The sequence below is a fragment of the Agromyces sp. NSFZ genome, from assembly GCF_056156205.1.
Map to the genome: position 1 here is coordinate 1,592,630 of NZ_CM149585.1, position 23,433 is coordinate 1,616,062.

The following is a 23,433-nucleotide window of genomic DNA, read 5'->3' on the forward strand; positions in this document are numbered from 1 at the left end:
CTGCGCGGTCGTCACACTCCGACGGCCGCGATCACGCGCGCAGCGGGCAGGTGTCCGCTCGCCTCCACGTCGTGCACGAGCGCGGTCAGCGCCGCGTTCACGGGCGCCGCGAGGCCGGCAGCGGAGGCCTCGCGCACGACCGCTCCGTTGAGGAAGTCGACCTCGGTCGGCTGGCCACGGCGCAGGCTCTGCTGGGTCGAGCCGAGGTTCGGCACGTTGCCCATGCGCACCCGCATGAGCCACGGCAGCACCTGCCCGAGCGCGAGCGGGAGGCGCGCGAACAGTCGCAGTCGTCGATCGCCGAGCCCCTGAAGCGACCCGAAGCGGATGCCGCGGGCGATCCCCACCCGCACCGCCTCGCGCATCGACGCGGCGACCACTCGGCGCAGGCGCCGGTCGTCGACGACGTCCTGCACGCTGCGGCCCACGATCGCCGGCACGGCGTTCAGCATGTTCACGATGAGCTTCGTCCACTGCGCGCCGCGGAACCCGGCGATCGCGACGACCGGGACGGCCTCGGAGAGGAGCGTCGCGGTGCGCCGGCTCTCCTCGTCGGGCGGGCCGTCGCCGCGGCCGAGGTAGCTGGTCGCGGGCGTCGTCACCCGCACCACCCCGGGCTCCGTGTAGTTCGCGGCGATGATCGAGAGGAGGCCCATGCACGACGAGTGGGGGAGCAGGCGCTCGGCGGTGGCGACGCCCTCGAGGCCGTTCTGCACGACGACGACCGGCGCCCCGTCGACGACGGCGGCGTTCGCCTCGATGGCGGCCGCGGCATCCTGCGCCTTGGTGCACACGAGCAGGAGATCGGGTCGCACGGTGAGCACCTCCGCCGCGGCGACGCGCGCGTGAGCGTCGCCGTACCCGCCGGAGAGCCGGATGCCGTCGGCCCGGATCGCCTCGAGCCCCCCACCGCGGGCGGTGACCTCCACCTCGTGTCCGGCGCGCGTGAGCAGCGCCGCGAACGTGCCGCCGAGCGCGCCGGCGCCGATGATCCCGATCCTCACCATCCCAGCGTAGGGGTCGGCCGCGAACCGGGCCGCGTCACCCCGGCTGTTAGCCTGTACGGCGTGAACAGCGGCATCCTCCTCGTCGACAAGCCGCAGGGGATCACGAGCCACGACGTCGTGGCCCGCACTCGCCGCCTCGCCGGAACCCGCAAGGTCGGGCACGCCGGCACCCTCGACCCCATGGCCACGGGGCTCCTGCTCCTCGGCGTGAACCACGCGACGAGGCTCCTGCATCACCTCGTCGGCCTCGACAAGACGTACCTCGCGACCATCCGCCTCGGCTGGAGCACGACGACCGACGACGCCGAGGGCGAACCGCTCGCCGCGGCATCCGCAGACCGGCTCGAGGCCGCGACCGACGCCGCCGTCGCGGCCGGCATGCGCGGGCTCACGGGCGTGATCGAGCAGGTGCCGAGCGCCGTGAGCGCAGTGAAGGTGGCGGGCAAGCGCGCCTACCAGCGCGTGCGCGACGGCGAGGCCGTCGAACTCGCCGCGCGCACGGTGACGGTCTCGGCGTTCGAGCTGCTCGACCTGCGCCGCGGCGAGGGCTTCGTCGACCTCGACGTCCGCGTCGAATGCTCGTCGGGCACCTACGTGCGCGCGCTCGCACGCGACCTCGGCGAACACCTCGGCACCGGCGGACACCTCACGGCCCTGCGCCGCACCCGCATCGGCGCCTTCGACGTCGCCGAGGCCGCCGCGCTCGACGAGCTCGACGTCGCCGCCGCGCTCATGAGCCCGGCGGATGCCGCGAGCCGGGCGCTGCCCGTCGTGCACCTGACCGAACAGCAGGCCGTCGACCTCGGCCACGGCAAGCGGGTCGAGGCATCCGGACCCCCCGAGGCATCCGGACCCCCCATCGCGCCGTCGGGCGCGCCGATCGCCGCGATCGGGCCCGACCGACGGCTCGTCGCGATCGTGGAACGACGCGGCGAGACCCTGAAAGTCGTCACGGGATTCCCCGCCGAGGAGGCCGGAGCATGATCGAGTGGTTCACGTGGGTGCAGCTGGCCGTCGCGGTCGCCGCGGGCGTCTTCTGCCTCGTGCTCGGCTTCGCCGGACGTGCGCCGAACGACCTCGCGAACGGCGCGCTCGTGCTCGTCGAGGTGCTGCTCCTGGTGCAGCTCGTCGTCGCCATCGCCGCGCCGGCCTTCGGGAACGAGGCGACCGGCAGCCTCCTCGAGTTCTACACGTACCTCGTCGGCGCGCTGCTGCTGCCGCCCGCCGCGATCTTCTGGGGCCTGCTCGAACGCAACCGCTGGTCGACCGTGGTGCTCGGCGTCGCGGCGCTCGCCGTCGGAGTCATGGTGTACCGCATGCTGCAGATCTGGACCGTGCAGCAGGCCTAGCCGCGTCTGAGAGAATCGAACGACATGACTGACGTGCAGAATGCCCGGCCCGAGACCGATCGCAAGCGCCGGATGACCGGCATCGGCAGCGTGCTCGTCGCCGTCTACGGCGTGCTCGCGCTCGCGGCGCTGGGTCGATCGTTCGTGCAGATCGTCGCCAAGTACGACGAGGCCCCCCTCGCGTACTCGTTGTCCGCACTCGCCGCGGTCGTCTACGTCGTCGCGACGATCGCGCTCGTGCGCTCGGGTCGCGGCTGGTACCGGGTGGCCTGGGCGACCATCGTCTTCGAGTTCACGGGCGTCATCGTCGTGGGTGTCCTGAGCGTCGTCTACCCGGCGCTGTTCCCGCACGACACCGTGTGGTCGTGGTTCGGGCGCGGGTACCTGTTCATCCCGCTCGTGCTGCCCGTGCTCGGCATGTGGTGGCTCGCGACGCACCGGCCGTCGTCGCCGGGGCCGGCGCCGTCGCCGTCGCAGGCGGGCGGGACGCCGTCGAGCGGGGCGGATGCGTCGTGAGGACGTTCAAGGGCCTCGCCGCCGTTCCCCGGGGCTTCGGCCCGAGCGTCGTGACCATCGGCAAGTTCGACGGGGTGCACCGCGGCCACCGGGCCGTCATCGACCGGGTGCACGACATCGCCGCCGCCGAGGACCTGCGCTCGGTCGTGGTGACCTTCGACCGCAACCCGCTCGAGCTCCTCGCCCCCGACAAGTGCCCCGCGGCGCTCGTGAGCGTGCGGCAGAAGCTCGACCTCCTCGGCTCGACGGGCGTCGACGCGACGCTCTTGCTGCCGTTCGACCGCGCGCTCGCCTCGGTGCCGGCGACGGAGTTCGTCGAGCGCGTGCTCGTCGACGCGCTGCACGCGAAGGCCGTGCTCGTCGGCAGCGACTTCCGGTACGGGGCGCGCGGTGCGGGCGACGTCCACCTGCTCGCCGAGCTCGGCGCGACGTTCGGGTTCCGGGTCGAGGTCGTCGACGACGTGCGTCCCGAGTCGGGGCGGCGGGTCTCGTCGACCTGGATCCGCGAGCTCCTCGCCGCGGGCGACGTGCGGCATGCGACCGAGCTCCTCGGGCACGCGCCGACCGTGACCGGGCTGGTCGTGCACGGCGCGAAGCGCGGGCGTGAGCTCGGGTTCCCGACGGCGAACCTGAGCCCCGAGTCCGAGGGCCTGATCCCCGCCGACGGCGTCTATGCCGGGTGGCTCACCGATGCCGGAACCAGGTACCCCGCGGCCATCTCGGTGGGGGACAACCCGACGTTCGAGGGCGTGCGGAAGAAGCAGGTCGAGGCGTACGTGCTCGATCGCGACCTGGATCTCTACGACCACGTCGTCGACGTCGAGTTCGTCGAGCGGCTGCGCGGCATGGTGGCGTTCACGAACGTCCCCGACCTCGTCGAGACCATGCGCGGCGACGTCGACCGCGCTCGCTCGGTACTCGTCGACTGACCCGGCGCGTCACTCGTCGGCGACCTCGCCGTCGCGGGCGCGCCGCGGTGCCTCGGTGCCGATGCCGGCGAGGAAGCGGATGAGCTCGTGCGCCGTGCCGACGAGCGCGGGCCCCTGCCCGATCGTCCAGCCCGCATCGGTCGCGTGCAGCCGGTGGCCCGAGATGACGGCCTTGATCGGGGTCGGTGCGGCGGCCGCGCGCCGGAGTGCGACTGCGCCGGAGGCGAGGGGCGGGACGGTGACCGGCAGGGCGAGGGCGTCGCCGACCAGGATGGCCGCGACGACCGCGTCATCGAGCTCGATCAGGCGGGTCGGCTGCCGGCGCTCGGCGACGAGGATCGCACGGGCCTCGAGGGCGGTCGCGGCATCCGTCGCCCCACTCGGAGCGGCCACGGCCGCGGCCGTGCTCGCCTGCATGCCGAGCACGCGCTGCGCCGAATCGAGGACCCGTCGCGCCGGTGCCCGGTCGAAGCCGGCGATCAGGCGCGCAACGGCGGCCGCCACCGTGCCGCCGTCGTCCGTGGGGGCCTGCCATCCGTCGGCGCCCGCCCCCCGCAGTGCGCCCGCGATCTCGCGGAGCACGGCAGCGGTCGGTGCACGCCGGTCGCTCGTCACGCCGCGTTCGTCGGTGCGTGCACGCTGGCTGAGCGGGAGGTAGCGGGCGAAGTCGGCCACGCGACCAGCCTAGACTCGTGATGATGCCCCCGATCCAGCCCCGACCGCTGTGGGCTGGGCGAACGCTCGCGCTCATCGGCATCGTGCTCGTCGCGTTCAACCTCCGCACGGCCGTGGCCTCGCTCTCGCCGATCATCGTGCAGATCGAGCAGGACGTGCCGCTGTCGCCCGTGATCGTGGGACTGCTCGGCATGCTGCCGCCGCTGTGCTACGCCGTCTTCGGCATCGCCACCCCGGCGATCGCCAAGCGCGTGGGTCTCGAGATCGCCCTCGTCGGCTCGCTCGTGGCGCTCGCCGTCGGCCTCGCCGGACGCGGGCTCGCGGGCGACGCCCTGTGGCTGGTGGCCGCCAGCGCGCTCACGTTCGCGGCGATCGGCGTCGGCAACGTGCTGCTGCCGCCGCTCGTGAAGCGCTACTTCCCCGACCGGATCGGGCTGGTGACGACGCTGTACGTCACGGCGATGTCGGTGAGCACGTTCACGCCCCCGCTCATCGCGGTGCCGGTGGCGGATGCCGCGGGCTGGCGCGTCTCCCTCGGCCTCTGGGCGGTCGTGGCCGCCGTCGCGCTGCTGCCCTGGCTCGCGCTCCTCGTGCACCCGCGCGGCCGGTCGGCTGCCGAGCTGCCCGAGGGCGTTGCGCCGGGGCTGCTGCGTTTCGCGCTGCGCTCGCCGCTCGCGTGGGCCGTCACGATCCTCTTCATGGTGTCGGGGTTCACCGCGTACTCGATCTTCGCGTGGCTGCCGGCGATTCTGCAGGAGGAGGCGGGCGCCTCGCCCGCCGAGGCCGGCGCGCTGCTGTCGCTCTTCGCGGCCATGGGGCTGCCTGCGGCCCTCGTCGTGCCGATCGTGGCCGCACGCCACGGTCGTATCCGCCTCATGGTCGGGATCGCGTCGGCGACGATCGTCGCGGGGTACGCCGGGCTGATCCTCGCGCCGGCCGTCGCGACGTGGCTGTGGGTGTCGCTCGCCGGCATCGGCACCCTGCTGTTCCCCCTCGCCCTCGTGCTCGTCAACCTCCGCACGCGGACGCACCAGGGTGCCGTCGCACTGTCGGGCTTCGTGCAGTCGGCGGGCTACCTGATGGTCGCGGTGGGCCCGTTCGCGGTCGGTGTGCTGCACGACCTGACGGGCGGCTGGCTCTGGCCGCTGCTGTTCCTCATGGGCTCCGCGGTGCCCGCGGCGATCGCCGGGCTCGTCGCGTCACGGCCGCGGTACCTCGAGGACGAGCACGCCGAGGCGTGATCGCCGACGTCGCACGCCTCAGGCGAGGAACTCGGGTCGGTGCACGAGCGCTGCGGCGCCGATGAGCGGTCCCTCGTCGGACAGCGCGGAGGGCACGATCTCGACGCGCGAGACGAACGGGAACGCCGCGCGTTCGGCCACGGCCGCACGAGCGTGCTCGAAGAGCGCGGGGGAGACGCGCGAGAACCCGCCGCCGATGGCGACGACGTCGAGGTCGAGCAGGTTCGCGGCCGACGCGATGGCGTGGCCGAGCGCGGTGCCGGCCCGGGCGACGGCCGCCACGGCGATCGGGTCCCCGGCAGCGTGCGCGACGGCGAGGTCCTCGCCGGTCTGGCCGGCGAACCCCTGCGTCCTCGCCCATGCCACCGTGCGCGGGCCCGACGCGACGGCCTCGAGGCATCCGCTCCCGCCGCACGCGCAGGCATCGTCGAAGCCGCCCACCTCCACGTGGCCGATGTGGCCGCCGTTGCCGGTGGGGCTCGCCGCGGCGCGCCCGCCGAGCACGAGCCCGCCGCCCACGCCCGTCGACACGATCATGCCGAGCAGGTTCGAGACGCCCTGCCCCGCACCCACCCAGTGCTCGGCGAGCGCGATGCACAGGCCGTCGATGCGCAGGGTCACGGGCGCCTCGGGCACCAGTTCGGCGACGGATGCCGCGAGCGGATGATCGCGCCACGCCGGCACGTTGAGCGGCGAGACGAGACCCTGCTCGGCGTCGACGGGACCCGCGGCCCCGATGCCGACGCCCGTGAGCGGCGCTCCGTCGGGCACGGAGTGCAGCGCGTGCTCGACGACCTCGCGCACGGCGTCCCCCAGGTCGATGCTCGACGCGGCGGCACCCGTCGGCCGCCGGTGACGCGAGCCGGGAAGGAGCTGACCGCGATCGTCGACCAACGCGGCTTCGACCTTGGTGCCCCCGAAGTCGACCGCGAGCGCGAGTGCCCGTTGCATGGGCACCAGCATAGGCGCGCGGCATCCGTGCCCGGTCTGCTCATATGAGCAGGATTGCCCGCGAGTGTTGCCGATGCGCAGGGGGCTGCCTACGCTGGTGATCGAGCGGAAGGATGCGTGTGGACGAGGTCGACGAGCTGCTCTCGATTCGGGCGGCCGAACTCTACTACGAAGAGAACAAGACGCAGGACGAGATCGGGCAGGCACTGCGCCTGACCCGGTGGAAGGTCGGTCGCCTCCTCGCGCAGGCGAAGCAGCGCGGATTCATCCGCATCGAGATCCTGCATCCGCGGGCGCGTCGCCTGCCGATCGAGCGCCGCCTCCGCGAGGAGCGCGGGCTCGACGACGCGATCGTCGTCTCGACGGCCGGCGTCCAGCTGCCCGAAGAGCTGCAGGAGCGCACCGCCCAGGCGGCCGCCGACTACCTCACGGCGCTCCGGCCGGTGCCCCGCACGCTCGGCGTGAGCTGGGGCCGCACGCTGTTCGAGATCTCGCAGCACCTCCGCAACGGCTGGGCCACGGGCGTCAACGTCGTGCAGATCAACGGCGGCGTGAGCCTCAATCGCCGCCCCGGCACCGCGGCGGCGACGGCCGTGGGCATCGCGCAGAAGGGCGGCGGCAGCGCCACCCTGCTGCCGAGTCCGGCCATCCTCGAACGCCTCGCGACGAAGGAGGCCATCGAGTCCGACCGCGTCGTCGCCGGCGTCATCGAACTCGCCCGGTCCGCCGACGCATATCTCTTCAGCGCGGGCCCCGCCGACCACACGTCCGTGCACATCGAGAGCGGGTACCTCTCGACGGCCGACGTGGACGTGCTCGTGCAGAAGGGCGCCGTCGGTGACGTCGTGGGTCGGTACGTCGACTCCGACGGCAACATCGTCGACCCAGCGCTCGACGCACGCACGGTCGGCCTCACCCTCGATGAGCTGCGCGCCGCGCCGCTCACCATCGCCGTCATCGCCGGCACCGCCAAGCACGCCGTCGCCGATGCGGTCGTGCGCAGCGGCCTCTGCTCGGTCCTGGTCACCGACGAGGCCACCGCCCTCCACCTCCTCGACGGCTGAGCGCGCCGCCAACAGGCAGCCCAGCGCCCCGACCCCGAAAGCCAGGTCAACACCATGCCAGCTCAAGTCAGCGCAGGCACCTCCCTCGTCTCCGCCAGGGAGCGCGCGCTCGCCGTGCTCGGCGGCGAACCCGACGACGCCACCCTCCGGCGCTACCTGCACGGCATCGCCGGCGTCGACGCGGTGGGGCTCGAGCAGCGCGCCGCCGCGCTCGGCACCCGCTCGATCAAGACCACCTCGAAGCAGTGGGCGCTCGACCGCATCATCTCGCTCATCGACCTCACGACCCTCGAGGGCGCCGATACGCCCGGCAAGGTGCGATCGCTCGTCGCGAAGGCCCTCAACCCCGATCCGGGCGATGCCACGACGCCACGCGTCGCGGCCGTCTGCGTCTACGGCGACATGGTGCCGTCGGCCATCGACGCGCTGGGAGCCGCCCACGGCGACCCCGATGACGGCGGCATCAGCGTGGCCGCGGTCGCCACGGCGTTCCCCTCCGGCCGGGCATCGCTCGACATCAAGCTCGCCGACACCGCCGAGGCGGTTGCGGCGGGTGCCGACGAGATCGACATGGTCATCGACCGCGGCGCGTTCCTCGCCGGGCGCTACGGGCAGGTGTTCGACCAGATCGCGGCCGTGAAGGAGGCCTGCCGACGCGCCGACGGCACGAGCGCGTCGCTCAAGGTGATCCTCGAGACCGGCGAACTTGTGACCTACGACAACGTGCGCCGGGCGTCGTGGCTCTCGATCCTCGCGGGCGGCGATTTCATCAAGACCTCCACCGGCAAGGTGCAGCCGGCCGCCACGCTGCCGGTGACGCTCCTCATGCTCGAGGTCGTGCGCGACTGGCACCTGATGACCGGCCAGCGCATCGGAGTGAAGCCCGCGGGCGGCATCCGGGCTTCGAAGGACGCCATCAAGTACCTCGTCACAGTCGCCGAGACCGCCGGCGAGGAATGGCTCCAGCCCCACCTGTTCCGCTTCGGCGCGTCGAGCCTGCTCAACGACGTGCTCCTGCAGCGTCAGAAGCTCACGTCGGGGCACTACTCCGGCGCCGACTACGTGACGATCGACTGAGCCCTTCGAGACGGCCCTGACGGGCCTCCTCAGGGACCGACCAAAGGAACCACCGACATGAGCTTCCTCGAATACGCACCAGCCCCCGAGTCGCGGGCGATCCTGTCGCTCCGCGACCAGTACGGCCTCTTCATCGACGGCGAGTTCGTCGACGGACGCGGCACCCCGTTCCAGACGATCTCGCCCGCGACCGAGGAGCACCTCGCCACCATCGCGAACGCGAACGAGGCCGATGTCGCCGACGCGGTCGCCGCCGCCCGGCGGGCGTACGCGAACGTGTGGTCGCGGATGCCGGGCCGCGACCGCGGCAAGTACCTCTTCCGCATCGCGCGCCTCGTGCAGGAACGCTCCCGCGAGCTCGCCGTGGCCGAGTCGCTCGACAACGGCAAGCCCATCAAGGAGTCACGCGACGTCGACGTGCCGCTCGTGGCGGCCTGGTTCTTCTACTACGCGGGCTGGGCCGACAAGCTCGACCACGCGGGCCTCGGCGCCGACCCCCGGTCGCTCGGCGTCGCCGCGCAGGTGATCCCGTGGAACTTCCCGCTGCTCATGCTCGCGTGGAAGATCGCCCCGGCGCTCGCCGCGGGCAACACCGTGGTGCTGAAGCCCGCCGAGACGACGCCGCTCAGCGCGCTGATCTTCGCCGAGATCCTGCAGCAGGCCGACCTGCCGCCGGGCGTCGTGAACATCATCACGGGCGCCGGCGACACCGGAGCCGCGCTCGTCGCGCACGAGGGCGTCGACAAGGTGGCGTTCACGGGTTCGACCGCCGTCGGCCGGGCGATCGCCCGGCAGGTCGCCGGAACCGACAAGAAGGTCACGCTCGAGCTCGGCGGCAAGGCCGCGAACATCGTCTTCGACGACGCGCCCATCGACCAGGCCATCGAGGGCATCGTCAACGGCATCTTCTTCAACCAGGGACACGTGTGCTGCGCCGGCTCGCGCCTCCTCGTGCAGGAGAACATCCACGACGAGGTCGTCGAACGCCTGAAGCTGCGACTCTCGACGCTGCGCCTCGGCGATCCGCTCGATAAGAACACCGACATCGGCGCGATCAACTCGAAGGAACAGCTCGAGCGCATCCACGAGCTCTCCGAGATCGGCGTCGCCGAGGGCGCCGATCGCTGGAGCGTGCCGTGCGAGATCCCCGAGAACGGGTTCTGGTACGCGCCCACGATCTTCACGAACGTGCAGACGTCGAGCCGCATCGCACGCGATGAGATCTTCGGGCCGGTGCTCTCGGTGCTCACCTTCCGCACGCCGGCCGAGGCGATCGCGAAGGCGAACAACACGCCGTACGGCCTCTCGGCCGGCATCTGGACCGACAAGGGCAGCCGCATCCTCGCGGTCGCCGACCAGCTGCGGGCCGGCGTCGTCTGGGCCAACACGTTCAACCGCTTCGACCCGTCGAGCCCGTTCGGCGGCTACAAGGAGTCGGGCTACGGCCGCGAGGGCGGCAGGCACGGCCTCGCCGCCTACCTGAAGCCCGCATCCGCGGTGGGTCGAGGAGTCGTGCAACGCCGTCTCGAGACCGGCGCCGCGGCATCCGCGGATGTCGAGACGGCCGCTGCGCGGCCTCCTCGATCAGCACGTTCGAAGAAGAAGGGAGTCGCGAAGTGAGCCGCCTCGCCGTACCCAAGACCTACAAGCTGTACATCGGCGGCGCCTTCCCGCGCAGCGAGTCGGGTCGCACCTACGAGGTCGTCTCGGCGACGGGCACGTTCCTCGCGAACGCGGCGAAGGCATCGCGGAAGGACGCGCGCGACGCGGTCGTGGCCGCACGTTCGGCGGTGCCCGGATGGGGCGGCGCGACCGCCTACAACCGAGGCCAGGTGCTGTACCGCATCGCCGAGCTCCTCGAGGGGCGCCGCGCGCAGTTCATCGCCGAGATCGAGGAGGCCGAGGGCGTCACGCGAGCCGTCGCCACCGCCCAGGTCGACGAGTCGATCGACCGATGGGTCTGGTATGCCGGCTGGGCCGACAAGTTCGCGCAGGTGGCGGGTAACGCGAACCCCGTCGCGGGTCCCTACTTCAACATCTCGGTGCCCGAGCCCACCGGCGTCGTCGCCGTCATCGTGCCGCAGGACTCGTCGCTGCTCGGTTTCGTCTCGGCGGTGGCTCCGGCCGTCGTGGCGGGCAACGCCGTCGTCGCAGTGGCGAGCGAGCGATTCCCGCTCTCGGCGATCAGCCTCGCCGAGGTGCTCGCCACGAGCGACGTGCCCAAGGGCGTGGTCAACGTGCTCACCGGCTCGCCCGCCGAGATCGCCCCGTGGCTCGCCAGCCACGCCGACGTGAATGCGCTCGACCTCGTGGGCGCGGGCGACCTCGACTGGATCTCCCTCGAGATCGACGCGGCGGACACCCTGAAGCGCGTGCTGCGGCCCGAGCAGGGGGCGGATGCCGCGGCACCGACGCTCGACCGCATCAGCGCGTTCACCGAGACCAAGACGGTCTGGCACACGAAGAGCCTGCGGTAGCGTCGGCATGTCCGGACGCAACGGAGCATCGGACGAACGGGGCAGACTCGTGTCTGACCCGTTCGACTATCGCGTCACGAAGCAGGGCGGCCTCATCGTCTCGCGCGGCGGACGCACCGTGATGACGGTCGGCGGACACGTCGCGGCCCGCCTCGTCGCGACCCTGCAACGCGCGGACGATTCACAGGTGCAGCACCTCCTCGCCCGGGCGAGCGGCAACTATCGTCGAGGCAACGAGCGGTCCTGACCGAGACGGGCCGTCGGTCGGGGGGTGGCGGCGTGCGGGTGCTCGTGACCGGTGCCACCGGCTACATCGGCGGACGACTGGTGCCGCGCCTGATCCAGGCGGGCTACGACGTGCGCGTCCTCGCGCGTCGGCCCGAACGACTGCGCGACGTGCCGTGGGCGGGTGACGTCGAGATCGCCGAGGGCGACCTCGTGCACGCGGCATCCGTCGATCGCGCCATGGCCGGCATCGAGGTCGTCTACTACCTCGTGCACTCCATGGGCGGGCGCGGCGACTTCGAGTCGACGGAGCTCGCCATCGCACGCCACGTCGCCGAGGCGGCTCGGCGACACGGGGCGCGTCGCATCGTGTACCTCGGCGGGCTGCACCCGGCGGGGGCGCGACTCTCGCGGCACCTGCGTTCCCGGGCGGCGGTCGGCGAGATCCTCCTGTCGTCGGGCGTGCCGACGGTCGTGCTGCAGGCCGGGGTCATCATCGGCTCGGGCTCGACGTCGTTCGAGATGATCCGTCATCTCACCGAGGTGCTGCCGTACATGCCAGCCCCACGGTGGGTGCGCGACTTCATCCAGCCGATCGCCGTGCGCGACGTGCTGCACTACCTCGTGCACGCCGCTGAGCTCCCGCCCGATGTGAACCGCGCGTTCGACATCGGCGGGCCCGACGTGCACCGGTACGGGCAGCTCATGAACGGCTACGCCGTCGAGGCGGGGCTTCGGCAGCGCCCCATCGCGGCGCTGCCGGTGCTCACCCCGTGGCTCGCGGGCCAGTGGGTCAACCTCGTCACCCCGATCCCACGCCGGCTCGCCGTGCCCATCATCGAATCGCTGCAGTTCGACTGCGTCATGCACGACCACGACATCGACGCCGTCATCCCGCCGCCCGCCGAGGGGCTGCTGCCGTACCGGGCCGCCGTGCGGCTCGCGCTCGATCGCGAACGCGCCGGTGATGTCGAGACGAGCTGGCGAAACGCCGAGGTCGCCGGCGCGCCGAGCGATCCGCTGCCGAGCGATCCCGAGTGGGCGGGCCACACCGTCTACGTCGACGAACGCGTCCGCCGTTCGACGGCGCCGATGACCGCGCTCTGGCGGGTCATCGAGGGCGTCGGCGGCGAGAACGGCTGGTACTCGTTTCCGCTCGCGTGGGCGCTGCGCGGCTGGATCGACAAGATGACCGGGGGAGTGGGCCTCCGCCGCGGCCGCCGGGATCCCGAGGTGCTGCACGTCGGCGACGCCGTCGACTTCTGGCGCGTCGAGGCGATCGAGCGGGGAACCTCCCTCCGGCTGCGCGCGGAGATGCGCGTGCCCGGGCGGGCCTGGCTCGAGCTGTCGGCGGCCGAGGCGCCGGACGGCTCGGTGTATCGACAGCGCGCGGTGTTCTTCCCCAAGGGGCTCGCGGGCCGGCTCTACTGGTGGGCGATCGCGCCGTTCCACGGCGTCATCTTCGCCGGCATGGCGAACCGCATCACCGCCGAGGCGGAGGCGGCGACACGCGCGCGGCATCCCGAGATAACGAAACGGTAACGGTCTTGCTAGAGTGACTCGCACCGATCGGGCAACGTCGCCCGCTCGGTGGAAAGGCCGAACCCATGCTCGACCGGCTCTCGCACCCGCCCCGACGTGCCGTGCGCATCGCGTGCGCCCTGGTCGGCACCGCCGTGATCGCGACGCTGCTCCTCGTCGCGACGACGCCCACCACCGCCTCGGCCGTCGACGTGTTCGGCGCGCTGCGCCTCCCTGGCGAACCCGCGTTCATCGTCGGGCACCGCGGCGACCGCTCGGAGGCGCCCGAGAACACCATGCCCGCGCTCGAACGGGCGATTGACGACCTCGACTTCGTCGAGACCGACGTGCAGCTCAGCCGCGACGGCGTTCCGGTGCTGTTCCACGACACGAGCCTCGAGCGGGTGACCGGCGACCGACGCGGCGTGGGCGAGCTCGATCTCGCCGCCCTCCGGCGCCTGGACGTCGGCGCCTGGTACGACGGCCGGTTCGCAGGTGAGCGGATGCCGACGCTCGATGAGTTCCTCGCGGAGCTCGCCCGCCGCGAGACCGCTCGCGCCCTCGTCGAGCTGAAGGCCGACTGGCGGATCGAGGAGGTGCGCCGGGTCGTGGACCTCGTCGAGCGCCACGGGCTCCGCGGACGCGTGGTCCTGCAGAGCTTCAGCCTCGAGACGCTCTTCGCCATCCAGCAGGTGTCGCCCACCACGCCGCGCATCATGCTCATCCGCGAGCTGCCCGCCGAGCCGGTCGCGCTCGCCGAGCGGCTCGGCGTCATCGGATTCGGCACGACCGCGGCATCCGTCACCGCCGTGCCGGGCGCGCTCGAGGCGCTCCACGAGGCGGGCGTCGCGGTGCTCTGCTACACGCTGAACACGCACGAGACCTGGCAGGAGGTGAGCGCGCTCGGGATCGACGGCATCATCACCGACCAGCCGAGCGAACTCGACCAGTGGCTCGCCGTCACCGCGCCCGGAACGTGACGGGCGGTCAGTCGACGTCGATGCCGAGTCGGTCGGCCGCGTCCAGGAACTCGTCGTGCATGCGGGCCGAGAAGAGCACGAACCGCACGAGCGTCGGCGCGCGTTCGGCCGTGGAAGCCGCGTCGAGCGCGACGGCCGCGGCATCGTCGGCGGGCCAGCCGTAGACGCCCGCTGAGATCGCCGGGACCGCGACGGAGGTCGCGCCGAGCTCGGCGGCGAGGCCGAGCGAGTTGCGATAGGCGCTCGCGAGGAGCCTGCGCCGCTCCTCGGCTTCGGCTCCTGGGCCGGGCCACACCGGTCCGACGGTGTGGATGACCCATCGCGCCGACAGTCGCCCGGCGTGCGTGGCCACCGCCTCGCCCGTGGGAAGGCCGTCGCGGTGGGTCGTCGCTCGGAGCTTGCGGCACTCCTCGAGGATCGCGGGACCGCCCGCGCGGTGGATCGCGCCGTCGACGCCGCCTCCGCCGAGAAGGCTCGAGTTCGCCGCGTTCACGATGGCGTCGACGCGCTCACGGGTGATGTCGCCCGTGACGATCCGGATGCGCCGCATGCGGGTGCTACCCGCGGTTGTTGCTGAGCTCGAAGATGCGAAGCAGCTCGGTCACCGCGGCGTCGCGCTGGTCGCCGCCCTCCTCGTACATGTCGGTGACATGCGTGCGCAGGTGGTTCTCGACGAGGAGCTTGTTGAGCGACCCGAGCGACTTCTGCACGGCGAGCGAGAGCGTGATGATGTCGACGCAGTAGTCCTCGTTCTCGATCATCTTCTCGATGCCGCGCAGTTGACCCTCGATGATCTTCGTGCGGTGCAGGGCGCGCTTCTTGATGTCGTCGATCACCCGTTCAGGATACCGCGCCCCGCTCGATACCCCACTGAGGTATCAGATCCGACGCGGGGCGCTAGCGTTGGGGCATGGTCAGTGCCCCCCTCCGCGCCGCCCTCGCGCTCGTCACGCTCGCACTCGCCGTGGGGCCCGTCGCCGCCGCGTCCGCGACGCCGACGACGGCGGGGCCCGGGCCCGTCGCGAACAGCCGGTCCGCGGCATCCGTCACCGCACTGCCCGCCGGAGTCGACGACTTCACCTTCGCGTCGTTCGACGCCGTGTACGAGCTCAGCCGCGACGAGGGGCGGCGCTCGGTGCTCGACACGACCGAGACGCTCGTCGCGGTGTTCCCCGAGTTCGACCAGAACCGGGGCATCCGGCGGGCCATCCCGCTGCGCTACCAGGGGCATCCGACCGACATCCAGGTGGAATCGGTGACCGACGGCGCGGGGAACGCCCGCGACTTCGAGGTCGAGCGCGACGAGGAGGGCGAGTTCCTGCTCATCACCGTGCGCGCCGACGACTACGTGCACGGCGAGCAGACCTACGTCATCAGCTACCGGCAGCACAACGTCACGCTCGAGCCCGACGACGCCAGCGTCGACGAGTTCTACTGGGACGTGAACGGCACCGGCTGGGCGCAGCCGTTCGGGCGCGTGCGAGCAGAGCTGCGGATGTCGGAGGACGTCGCCGAGGGGCTGACCGGCGCTGTCTCGTGCTACCGAGGCTGGTCGGGCTCGACGACGCCGTGCATGTCGCTGGCGACCGCCGAGTCGATCCCGCCGGTGATCACCGCGGAGGCCGTGGGCCTCGGCCCGTACGAGAACCTCACGATCGCGGTCGGCTTCGACCCGGCCACGTTCGAACCGCGCGACGAGTCGTTCGGCTCCTCCCCGGCCGCGATCACGGGTGCGGTGGGTGCGGCGGGCGCCGTGGCGGTGATGATCTGGGCGATCGTGCTGCGCCTCACGCGCTGGCGCGACCACCCCGGCCGCGGCACGATCATCGCGCAGTACGAACCGCCGCCCGTCAGCGCCATGGTGTCGTCCGAGCTCGTCGGCCAGCCCGGCAAGGGCGTGACGGCGACCATCCTGGAGCGCGCCGTCGAGGGGGAGCTGCGGATCGTCGAGACGGGGCGCAAGCGCTACGCGGTGGAGTTCATGGGCGGCGAGGCGGGCGACGCGGATGCCCGCTCGGTCGTGTCGGCCCTGTACCACGGCTTCCCGTCACGAGGCGCCCGTCGAGATCTCAAGACGCGCGACATCGTGCTCGGCAAGCAGTTGCTCGCCATCCGCCAACGGGTGAAGAAGGACGTCGTGACGAGCGGCCTCCGTCGCCGGCCCGACCTGGGTCGGCGCGTGCTGCTCGCGATCGGTGCCGGCGCGTTCGCGGCCCTGAGCCTCGTCTTCGGCATCATCGCGCTCGACGCGGCCATGGGCGGCGCTTGGCCCGCGCTCCTGTTCATGATCGCGATCGCGGCGGAGGTCGTCGTGATCATCACGGTCGCCGACGTGCGGCCGCTCACCGAGGCCGGACGCGAGCTCCGCGACCACCTCGAGGGCTTGCGGCTCTACATCAGGCTCGCCGAGGCCGACCGGCTGCAAGTGCTGCAGAGCCCGAGCGGCGCCATGCGCGTGGACCGACCCGGCGCGACGGCCACGCTCGACTCGGCCGTGGTGCTGAAGCTCAACGAACGGCTCCTGCCCTACGCGGTGCTCTTCGGACTCGAACGGGAGTGGAGCCGCGAGCTGGCGGCCCTCTACGAGCAGCGTGGTGAGACCCCCTCGTGGTACGCGGGACGCGACGGGTTCAACGCCGGTGCGTTCGCGGCATCCGTCTCATCGTTCTCGTCATCGGCGAGCTCGTCGTGGTCGGGCTCGAGCTCGAGCTCGTCGTCGAGCGGCTCGGGCGGCGGCGGCTCGTCGGGCGGTGGAGGCGGAGGCGGCGGAGGCGGCGGCGTCTGACGCTCCCGTGCGCGCGGTCGGCGGCTAGTCCTCCTCGGAGGGGGCCGCCGGCTCATCGGGCAGCGGCACGCGACGCTCCTCGTCGATGCCTGGCACCTCGTCCTGGAGGCTGTCGTCGAGCGTGCGCTCGTCGTCTTCGAACGCCAGCTCGGTCTCCTCGAACTCGGTGTCCTGCGAAACCGTGAATTCGTCGTCCTCGGGCGTGACGTCCGCCCCCGCGCGCTCGTCCATGCCAGAAGCATAGGCCGACTCGCGCTCGTCCGCACCGGTGCGCACGAGGCGCCGTCGGGGCATCCGGCCGTATGCTCCGTTCATGCCGGAATGGATCGGGGCGGCGCTCTCGGGACTCATCGCGGGAGGCGCACTCGTGGTCGGCGCCGCCATCGCCTGGGTCGTTCGGGTGCCGGTGCGCCTGGTCGCCGCCGTCATGGCGTTCGGTTCGGGCGTGCTCATCTCGGCGCTCGCCTACGACCTCGTGCTCGAGGCGCAGGACGAAGGCGGATTCTGGCCGACGGTCGTGGGATTCGGCATCGGAGCCGTCGTGTACGTCGTCGCGAACCAGCTGCTCGATCACTTCGACCGACGGAACCCGCGCGGCGCCGGGGAGGACCCGGGCACCGGCACGGGCATCGCGCTCGGGGCCCTGCTCGACGGCGTTCCGGAGTCCGCAGTCCTGGGCCTCAGCATGGTCGGTGGCGGCGGGGTGAGCGTTCCGGTGCTCCTCGCCATCGTCATCTCCAACGTGCCGGAGGGACTCTCCAGCACCGCCGAGCTCAAGCGGGCCGGGCGCCCGTCGTGGTACGTGTTCCTCCTCTGGTCGGGGATCGCCGTCGCGAGCACCGTCGCGGCGGTGCTGGGCTTCGTGCTGCTCGACACGGCGGGCGGGGCGACGACGGCGTTCATCACGGCGATCGCCGCCGGCGCGATCCTCGCCATGATCTGCGACACCATGATCCCCGAGGCGTTCCGCTCGGCGCACGCGCTCACGGGGCTCCTCGTCACGGCGGGCTTCCTCCTGAGCTACGCGGTGCACAGCGCGGCGTAGCTCGTCGAGCGTCACGCGTCAGCGCGGGTGCCGCGGAACCGCTAGAATGGCAGGGCGCCCGACGAATCCGTTCTTCGGCCGACCGCGTGAGCTCCGCTCACGTGCTGCTCGGTTCGGGATTCGGCGTACCGCGAGCGGGGGCTCCGATGCCCCGAGCGGTCCGGCCACCGTGACCGGTGCATGGGGCGCATGGCAGTCGGCCGGAAACTGGAGGACCATGGCCCAGCAGACGAGGCAGCGTCAGCGAACGCGATCGCGCGACGACGACGCGCCCATCATCCCGATCCTCGCGCGCAAGGTGCGCGAGGTGGAGACGAAGGCCCAGAAGGGCAAGCTCGGCCCCACGAACCGCACGAAGTTCCAGGTCATCGCGCTCCTCATGCGCGAGGAGCGCGCCCGCGTCAAGGCCGACCCCGAGCTCACCGACGCCGCGCGCGCCGAGCTCCTCAAGCGCCTCGACGGCATCGCGCAGATCCTCGCGAAGACGGCGGCCCGCGACACGAGCCTCATCTCGCTGCTCGAGCCCGACGCCTCGATCTCCACCGTCGCGCAGCGGTTCCGCCGCGACTGGCTGCTCGAGTCCGGCGCCGAGCTGAGCCCAGACGAGCTCATCATCACGCGCGAGCCGATCGTGGTGCCCGAGCTCGCCGAGAACCAGGTGATCCCGGCATCCGTGCGCTCCCGCCAGCTCGCGAACCCGTTCCTCGCGCCCGACTTCTCGCGCGCCGCCGCGCCCGTCGTTCCCGTGCGCCGCCTCGCCAACTGGGAGCTGCTCGGCCCGCTGTTCAAGTCGTTCGAGCTCGGGTCGGGTGGTCAGGCCGCCTCCATGGAGCTGCCCGAGGCGCCCGCGGTCGATCGGCTCTCGCCGCGCGGCCTCGAGCTGATGAAGCACCAGGCGCGCTTCATCGAGTCGGCCCGCCAGGGCCACCGCACGTTCCTGCTCGCCGACGAGCCCGGACTCGGCAAGACCGCGCAGTCCGTGCTCGCGGCATCCGTCGCCGGAGCCTACCCGCTGCTGGCCGTGGTGCCGAACGTCGTGAAGATGAACTGGGCTCGCGAGGTCGAGCGATGGACCCCGCATCGCCGGGCGACCGTGATCCACGGCGACGGCGACTCGCTCGACGCGTTCGCCGACGTCGTGGTCGTGAACTACGACGTGCTCGACCGGCACATGGCGTGGCTCTCGACGCTCGGGTTCCGCGGCATGGTCGTCGACGAGGCGCACTTCATCAAGAACCTCCAGTCGCAGCGTTCCCGCAACGTGCTCGCGCTCGCCGACAAGATCCGGAGCACCGCTCCCGGCGGAGACCCGCTGCTGCTCGCGCTCACCGGCACGCCGCTCATCAACGACGTCGACGACTTCCGGGCGATCTGGCAGTTCCTCGGCTGGATCGACGGCGACAAGCCGTCGCCGGCGCTCCTCGGCAAGCTCGAGGAGACCGGACTCACGCCCGCCGACCTGGGGTTCTACCCCGAGGCGCGTCGCATCGTGATCGACCAGGGCATCGTGCGCCGACGCAAGGTCGACGTGGCCGCCGACCTTCCGGCCAAGCGCATCGCCGACCTCCCCGTCGAGCTCGACGACGAGCTGGGCCGCTCGGTGCGCGCCGCCGAGCGCGAGCTCGGCAATCGTCTCCTCGGCCGCTTCCGCGCGCTCGTGGAATCGCGGAACCTGCGCATCGGCAACCTCGACGACGACCTGCGCGACCAGTTCATCCGCGCCGTCGCACACGCCGAGCTCGAGGAGTCGAAGTCGGCGAAGTCGGGCGAGAACGTCTTCACCATGGTGCGCAAGATCGGCCAGGCGAAGGCCGGACTCGCCGCCGACTACGCCGCCCAGCTCGCGCGGTCGGTGGGCAAGGTGGTGTTCTTCGCCAAGCACATCGACGTCATGGACCAGGTCGAGGCCGCGCTCGCTGCTCGCGAGCTGCGCACGGTGTCGCTCCGCGGCGACCAGACGGCGCTGCAGCGCCAAGCCGCGATCGACGCGTTCAACAAGGATCCCGAGGTCGCGGTCGCCGTCTGCTCGCTCACCGCGGCGGGCGTCGGCGTGAACCTGCAGGCGGCCTCGAACGTGGTGCTCGCCGAGCTCAGCTGGACGGCGGCCGAGCAGACGCAGGCGATCGACCGCGTGCACCGCATCGGCCAGGACGAGCCCGTGACGGCATGGCGCATCATCGCCGCGCACACCATCGACGCGCGCATCGCGGAGCTCATCGACTCCAAGCATGGCCTCGCCGCCCGGGCCCTCGACGGCAGCGACGTCGAGCCCGGATCCGCCGACTCGGTGCAGCTCGACGCGCTGCAGCACGTGCTGCGCTCGGCGCTCGACGGCACCCTCTGAGGCGCGGAACCGAGCGGTCCTCGGCAACGCTATAGACTGCCGCAGTCGAATCGCCCCGAGGACGTGGCCTCCGGCAGCATCCATTCGAGTCGAGCACCTTTGGAGACGTCCACACATGAAGATCGGGATCCTCACGAGCGGCGGCGACTGCCCCGGCCTCAACGCCGTCATCCGCGGCGCCGTGCTGAAGGGCGTCATCTCGTATGACACCGAGTTCGTCGGATTCCGCTGGGGGTGGAAGGGCGTCGTCGAGGGCGATCTCATGCCGATCACCCGCCACGACGTGCGCGGGCTCTCGAAGCAGGGCGGGACGATCCTCGGCTCGAGCCGCACCAACCCCTTCGAGGGCGAGCACGGCGGTCCCGAGAACATCCAGCGCATGCTCGACGAGAACGGCATCGACGCGATCATCGCGATCGGCGGCGAAGGCACCCTCGCGGCGGCGCAGCGGCTCACCGATGCCGGGCTGAAGATCATCGGCGTGCCGAAGACGATCGACAACGACCTCGCCGCGACCGACTACTCGTTCGGCTTCGACACGGCCGTCGAGATCGCCACCGAGGCGATCGACCGCCTGCGCACCACGGCCGAGTCGCACAACCGCGCCATGGTGCTCGAGGTCATGGGTCGTCACGTCGGCTGGATCGCCCTCCACTCCGGCATGGCGGGTGGCGCGCATGCGATCCTCATCCCCGAGCAGCCCATGGGCATCGACGAGATCTGCCACTACGTGGACTCGGTGCGCGACCGCGGCCGTGCCCCGCTGATCGTGGTCGCCGAGGGCTTCAAGCTCGACACCATGGAGGAGGCGCACTCGCACCTCGGTCTCGACGCGTTCAATCGTCCGCGCCTCGGCGGCATCGCCGAGAAGCTCGCCCCCATGATCGAGGAGCGCACCGGATTCGAGTCGCGGCACACGGTGCTCGGCCACATCCAGCGCGGCGGCGCGCCGAGCGCCTACGACCGCGTGCTCGCCACCCGCCTCGGCATGCACGCCGTCGACGCGGTCTACGAGGGCGCGTGGGGCTCGATGGTCACGCTCCGCGGCACCGACATCGCGACGGTCTCGATCGCCGAGGCCGTCGGCAGCCTGAACCGCGTGCCGCAGCACCGGTACGACGAGGCCAAGATCCTCTTCGGCTGACGGATCCCACGGATGCCGCTGCCACAGGTCTGCGTCTGCTACCTCCTGCGCGAACACGCGGGCGGCACCGAGGTGCTGCTCGGACGCAAGAAGAAGGGCCTCGGCATCGGCAACTTCGTCGGACTCGGCGGCAAGCTCGAGCCGGGGGAGTCAGCCGTCGAGGCCGCGGTGCGCGAGGTGCTCGAGGAGTCGGGGCTCGTGGTCGCGGCATCCGACCTCGAACCGCGAGGGCTCCTGACGTACCACTTCCCGCATCGCCGGTCCTGGAGCCAGGAGTCGAGCGTCTTCGTGTGCCGCACCTGGTCGGGCGACCCCCGCGGGTCCGCGGAGCTGGATCCCGAGTGGTTCCCACTCGACCGGGTGCCGTACGCCGAGATGTGGGATGACGCGCGTCGGTGGCTCCCCGGCGTGCTCGACGGGGCATCCGTGCGACGCACCTTCGTGTTCGGCCCCGACCTCGCCACCGTGGTGGAGGAGCGGGAGTCGGTCGCGTAGTATCGTGCGGGAAGCACGGCGATCGCCGGTTCTGCAACCAACGTCCCCTGAACATCCGGTGAATATCAAGCACCGATCCAGAGAAGGTCGCCGGTGGATCTCACCCTCATCGTCGTGCTGGTCGTCGCACTGGCCCTCTTCTTCGACTTCACGAACGGGTTCCACGACACGGCCAACGCCATGGCGACGCCCATCGCCACGGGCGCCCTCCGGCCCAAGGTCGCCGTCGGGCTCGCCGCGATCCTCAACCTGGTCGGGGCGTTCCTCTCGACCGAGGTCGCGAAGACCATCTCGGGCGGCATCATCCGCGAGGGCGACGACGGGGTGTTCATCACCCCGGAGCTCATCTTCGCCGGGCTCATCGGCGCGATCATCTGGAACATGGTGACGTGGCTGCTCGGCCTGCCCTCGTCGTCGAGCCATGCGCTGTTCGGCGGACTCATCGGCGCGGCGCTCGTGGGCTTCGGCCTGCAGGCCATCGACTTCTCGGTCGTGATGTCGAAGGTGATCCTGCCCGCGTTGCTCGCACCGCTCACGGCCGGCCTCGTCGCGTTCGCGGCCACGAAGCTCGCGTACGCCATCACCCGCCGCTACGACGGCAAGCCCGACGGTCGCGACGGGTTCCGCTACGCCCAGATCTTCTCGAGCTCCCTCGTGGCCCTCGCGCACGGCACCAACGACGCCCAGAAGACCATGGGTGTGATCACGCTCACGTTCATCTCGGTCGGGCTCCAGCCCGTCGGCAGCGGCCCCCAGTTCTGGGTCGTCGTGGTGTGCGCCGTCGCGATCGCGCTCGGCACGTACATGGGCGGATGGCGCATCATCAAGACGCTCGGCACGGGACTCACCGACGTGAAGCCGGCGCAGGGCTTCGCCGCCGAGACCTCGACGGCCGCCACGATCCTCGCGTCCAGCCATCTCGGCTTCGCGCTCTCGACCACCCAGGTGGCGTCGGGCTCGGTCATCGGCTCGGGCCTCGGCCGCCGAGGCTCGAAGGTGCGCTGGCGCACCGCCGGCCGCATCGGCATCGGATGGCTGATGACGCTTCCCGCAGCGGGCGCGGTCGGCGCGCTCGCGGCCCTCGTCGCGCACCTCGGTGTCGTCGGCATCGTCGTGGACGTGATCGCGGGCGCCGTCATCATCACCGGCATCTTCCTGTGGTCGCGCCGGAGCGAGGTCTCGCATCGAAACGTGCTGAGCGAGGTCGCCGTCTCGGGCCGCGCCGTGAAGATCAAGCGCAATCCGAAGCCCAAGCGGAAGGTGACGTCGTGATCGACTGGTTCTCGTTCCTCATCGTCCTCGTCGCGGCGCTCGTGGGCGCGTCGGTCGTGGTCAGCGCCTACGCGCTCGGCATCCGCCTCCTCACCGTCTCGGGCCGCACCCCGATCGTGACGCCGGCCGCGTTCACCGACGCCATCACGATCATCTCCGCGACGGAGGCCGCGGCCGCCGCGAAGCGTGCCGCCAAGGCCGCGAAGAAGAGCCCGCTCACCGCGAATCAGAAGCGGGCGGCGTTCATCGGCGCCTGGGCGTGCTTCGTCGTCAGCGGGGTCGCGGTGCTCGTGGGCATCTACCTCATCGTCCCGGCGCTGCACGGCTGATCTCGAG

25 protein-coding genes are annotated in these 23,433 nt (G+C 71.7%); 19 read left to right on the forward strand and 6 right to left on the reverse strand.

Translation table 11 applies throughout. From position 1 onward, the window contains the following. Window positions 1–11: 11 nt before the first annotated feature. Window positions 12–1,004, reverse strand: coding sequence for a ketopantoate reductase family protein (locus ACVFI9_RS07480; protein ID WP_474765469.1), 993 nt, complete (start codon window positions 1,002–1,004; stop codon window positions 12–14). A gap of 63 nt (window positions 1,005–1,067) precedes the next feature. On the opposite strand from ACVFI9_RS07480, the gene truB reads away from it, so the two are divergent. From truB to ACVFI9_RS07500, 4 genes are read left to right on the forward strand one after another with little or no spacing between them, the layout of a single operon-like run. After that, on the forward strand, window positions 1,068–1,991 hold the full coding sequence (truB, locus tag ACVFI9_RS07485) for a tRNA pseudouridine(55) synthase TruB (protein WP_474765471.1): 924 nt from the start codon (window positions 1,068–1,070) through the stop codon (window positions 1,989–1,991). Further along, window positions 1,988–2,356, forward strand: coding sequence for a hypothetical protein (locus ACVFI9_RS07490; RefSeq protein ID WP_474765472.1), 369 nt, complete (start codon window positions 1,988–1,990; stop codon window positions 2,354–2,356). Before truB ends, ACVFI9_RS07490 begins: the two co-directional genes overlap by 4 nt. A 24-nt stretch (window positions 2,357–2,380) precedes the next feature. After that, on the forward strand, window positions 2,381–2,872 hold the full coding sequence (locus ACVFI9_RS07495; protein ID WP_474765474.1) for a hypothetical protein: 492 nt from the start codon (window positions 2,381–2,383) through the stop codon (window positions 2,870–2,872). Then, window positions 2,869–3,801: a bifunctional riboflavin kinase/FAD synthetase gene (locus ACVFI9_RS07500; protein WP_474765475.1), complete on the forward strand. Its 933-nt coding sequence runs from the start codon at window positions 2,869–2,871 to the stop codon at window positions 3,799–3,801. Before ACVFI9_RS07495 ends, ACVFI9_RS07500 begins: the two co-directional genes overlap by 4 nt. Window positions 3,802–3,810: 9 nt before the next feature. On the opposite strand, the gene ACVFI9_RS07505 is transcribed toward ACVFI9_RS07500, so the two are convergent. Further along, window positions 3,811–4,476: a hypothetical protein gene (locus tag ACVFI9_RS07505; RefSeq protein WP_474765477.1), complete on the reverse strand. Its 666-nt coding sequence runs from the start codon at window positions 4,474–4,476 to the stop codon at window positions 3,811–3,813. A gap of 23 nt (window positions 4,477–4,499) precedes the next feature. On the opposite strand from ACVFI9_RS07505, the gene ACVFI9_RS07510 reads away from it, so the two are divergent. Then, window positions 4,500–5,717 carry a CynX/NimT family MFS transporter gene (locus ACVFI9_RS07510; RefSeq protein ID WP_474765479.1) on the forward strand — a complete coding sequence of 406 codons (1,218 nt, stop codon included), beginning with the start codon at window positions 4,500–4,502 and terminating at the stop codon, window positions 5,715–5,717. A gap of 18 nt (window positions 5,718–5,735) precedes the next feature. Here ACVFI9_RS07510 and ACVFI9_RS07515 read toward each other — a convergent pair whose 3' ends face one another. Next, window positions 5,736–6,668, reverse strand: a complete 933-nt coding sequence (locus tag ACVFI9_RS07515) for an ROK family protein (protein WP_474765480.1) — start codon at window positions 6,666–6,668, stop codon at window positions 5,736–5,738. Between the two features lie 113 nt (window positions 6,669–6,781). On the opposite strand from ACVFI9_RS07515, the gene ACVFI9_RS07520 reads away from it, so the two are divergent. The 7 genes from ACVFI9_RS07520 (at window position 6,782) to ACVFI9_RS07550 (ending at window position 14,012) form a co-directional block, all read left to right on the forward strand. Next, window positions 6,782–7,732: a sugar-binding transcriptional regulator gene (locus ACVFI9_RS07520; RefSeq protein WP_474765482.1), complete on the forward strand. Its 951-nt coding sequence runs from the start codon at window positions 6,782–6,784 to the stop codon at window positions 7,730–7,732. A gap of 54 nt (window positions 7,733–7,786) precedes the next feature. Further along, window positions 7,787–8,809, forward strand: a complete 1,023-nt coding sequence (deoC, locus tag ACVFI9_RS07525; RefSeq protein ID WP_474765483.1) for a deoxyribose-phosphate aldolase — start codon at window positions 7,787–7,789, stop codon at window positions 8,807–8,809. A gap of 57 nt (window positions 8,810–8,866) precedes the next feature. Beyond that, window positions 8,867–10,429: an aldehyde dehydrogenase family protein gene (locus ACVFI9_RS07530; protein WP_474765485.1), complete on the forward strand. Its 1,563-nt coding sequence runs from the start codon at window positions 8,867–8,869 to the stop codon at window positions 10,427–10,429. Continuing rightward, window positions 10,426–11,286, forward strand: a complete 861-nt coding sequence (locus ACVFI9_RS07535; protein ID WP_474765487.1) for an aldehyde dehydrogenase family protein — start codon at window positions 10,426–10,428, stop codon at window positions 11,284–11,286. Before ACVFI9_RS07530 ends, ACVFI9_RS07535 begins: the two co-directional genes overlap by 4 nt. Before the next feature lie 49 nt (window positions 11,287–11,335). Further along, entirely contained in the window at window positions 11,336–11,533 is a 198-nt protein-coding gene (locus ACVFI9_RS07540) for a hypothetical protein (protein WP_474765488.1), read from the forward strand. A 32-nt stretch (window positions 11,534–11,565) separates the two neighbouring features. Then, entirely contained in the window at window positions 11,566–13,053 is a 1,488-nt protein-coding gene (locus ACVFI9_RS07545) for an SDR family oxidoreductase (RefSeq protein WP_474765490.1), read from the forward strand. Between the two features lie 65 nt (window positions 13,054–13,118). After that, a complete protein-coding gene (locus tag ACVFI9_RS07550; RefSeq protein WP_474765492.1) occupies window positions 13,119–14,012 on the forward strand; it encodes a glycerophosphodiester phosphodiesterase in 894 nt (297 codons plus the stop codon). Window positions 14,013–14,019: 7 nt separating this feature from the next. On the opposite strand, the gene ACVFI9_RS07555 is transcribed toward ACVFI9_RS07550, so the two are convergent. Both ACVFI9_RS07555 and ACVFI9_RS07560 read right to left on the reverse strand, forming a co-directional pair. Continuing rightward, complete coding sequence (locus tag ACVFI9_RS07555; protein WP_474765494.1) at window positions 14,020–14,562, reverse strand: O-acetyl-ADP-ribose deacetylase; 543 nt, start codon at window positions 14,560–14,562, stop codon at window positions 14,020–14,022. Between the two features lie 7 nt (window positions 14,563–14,569). After that, window positions 14,570–14,848, reverse strand: a complete 279-nt coding sequence (locus ACVFI9_RS07560) for a metal-sensitive transcriptional regulator (RefSeq protein WP_474765496.1) — start codon at window positions 14,846–14,848, stop codon at window positions 14,570–14,572. Between the two features lie 74 nt (window positions 14,849–14,922). Between ACVFI9_RS07560 and ACVFI9_RS07565 the strand changes: the two genes are divergently transcribed. Further along, a complete protein-coding gene (locus tag ACVFI9_RS07565) occupies window positions 14,923–16,797 on the forward strand; it encodes a DUF2207 domain-containing protein (protein ID WP_474765498.1) in 1,875 nt (624 codons plus the stop codon). 24 nt (window positions 16,798–16,821) lie between these two features. On the opposite strand, the gene ACVFI9_RS07570 is transcribed toward ACVFI9_RS07565, so the two are convergent. Then, window positions 16,822–17,028 (reverse strand): hypothetical protein, encoded by a 207-nt coding sequence (locus ACVFI9_RS07570; protein ID WP_474765500.1) that lies wholly within the window; start codon window positions 17,026–17,028, stop codon window positions 16,822–16,824. A gap of 82 nt (window positions 17,029–17,110) precedes the next feature. On the opposite strand from ACVFI9_RS07570, the gene ACVFI9_RS07575 reads away from it, so the two are divergent. The 6 genes from ACVFI9_RS07575 (at window position 17,111) to ACVFI9_RS07600 (ending at window position 23,426) form a co-directional block, all read left to right on the forward strand. After that, on the forward strand, window positions 17,111–17,842 hold the full coding sequence (locus ACVFI9_RS07575) for a ZIP family metal transporter (protein ID WP_474765502.1): 732 nt from the start codon (window positions 17,111–17,113) through the stop codon (window positions 17,840–17,842). Between the two features lie 217 nt (window positions 17,843–18,059). Beyond that, window positions 18,060–20,186: a DEAD/DEAH box helicase gene (locus tag ACVFI9_RS07580; RefSeq protein ID WP_474765504.1), complete on the forward strand. Its 2,127-nt coding sequence runs from the start codon at window positions 18,060–18,062 to the stop codon at window positions 20,184–20,186. A 115-nt stretch (window positions 20,187–20,301) separates the two neighbouring features. Beyond that, window positions 20,302–21,330, forward strand: coding sequence for a 6-phosphofructokinase (locus tag ACVFI9_RS07585; RefSeq protein ID WP_474765506.1), 1,029 nt, complete (start codon window positions 20,302–20,304; stop codon window positions 21,328–21,330). A 12-nt stretch (window positions 21,331–21,342) separates the two neighbouring features. Next, window positions 21,343–21,825, forward strand: a complete 483-nt coding sequence (locus tag ACVFI9_RS07590; RefSeq protein WP_474765507.1) for an 8-oxo-dGTP diphosphatase — start codon at window positions 21,343–21,345, stop codon at window positions 21,823–21,825. Between the two features lie 93 nt (window positions 21,826–21,918). Continuing rightward, window positions 21,919–23,097, forward strand: a complete 1,179-nt coding sequence (locus tag ACVFI9_RS07595) for an inorganic phosphate transporter (protein WP_474765509.1) — start codon at window positions 21,919–21,921, stop codon at window positions 23,095–23,097. Then, complete coding sequence (locus ACVFI9_RS07600) at window positions 23,094–23,426, forward strand: peptidase (RefSeq protein WP_474765511.1); 333 nt, start codon at window positions 23,094–23,096, stop codon at window positions 23,424–23,426. The genes ACVFI9_RS07595 and ACVFI9_RS07600 overlap by 4 nt, the downstream gene beginning before the upstream one ends. Window positions 23,427–23,433: the final 7 nt, after the last annotated feature.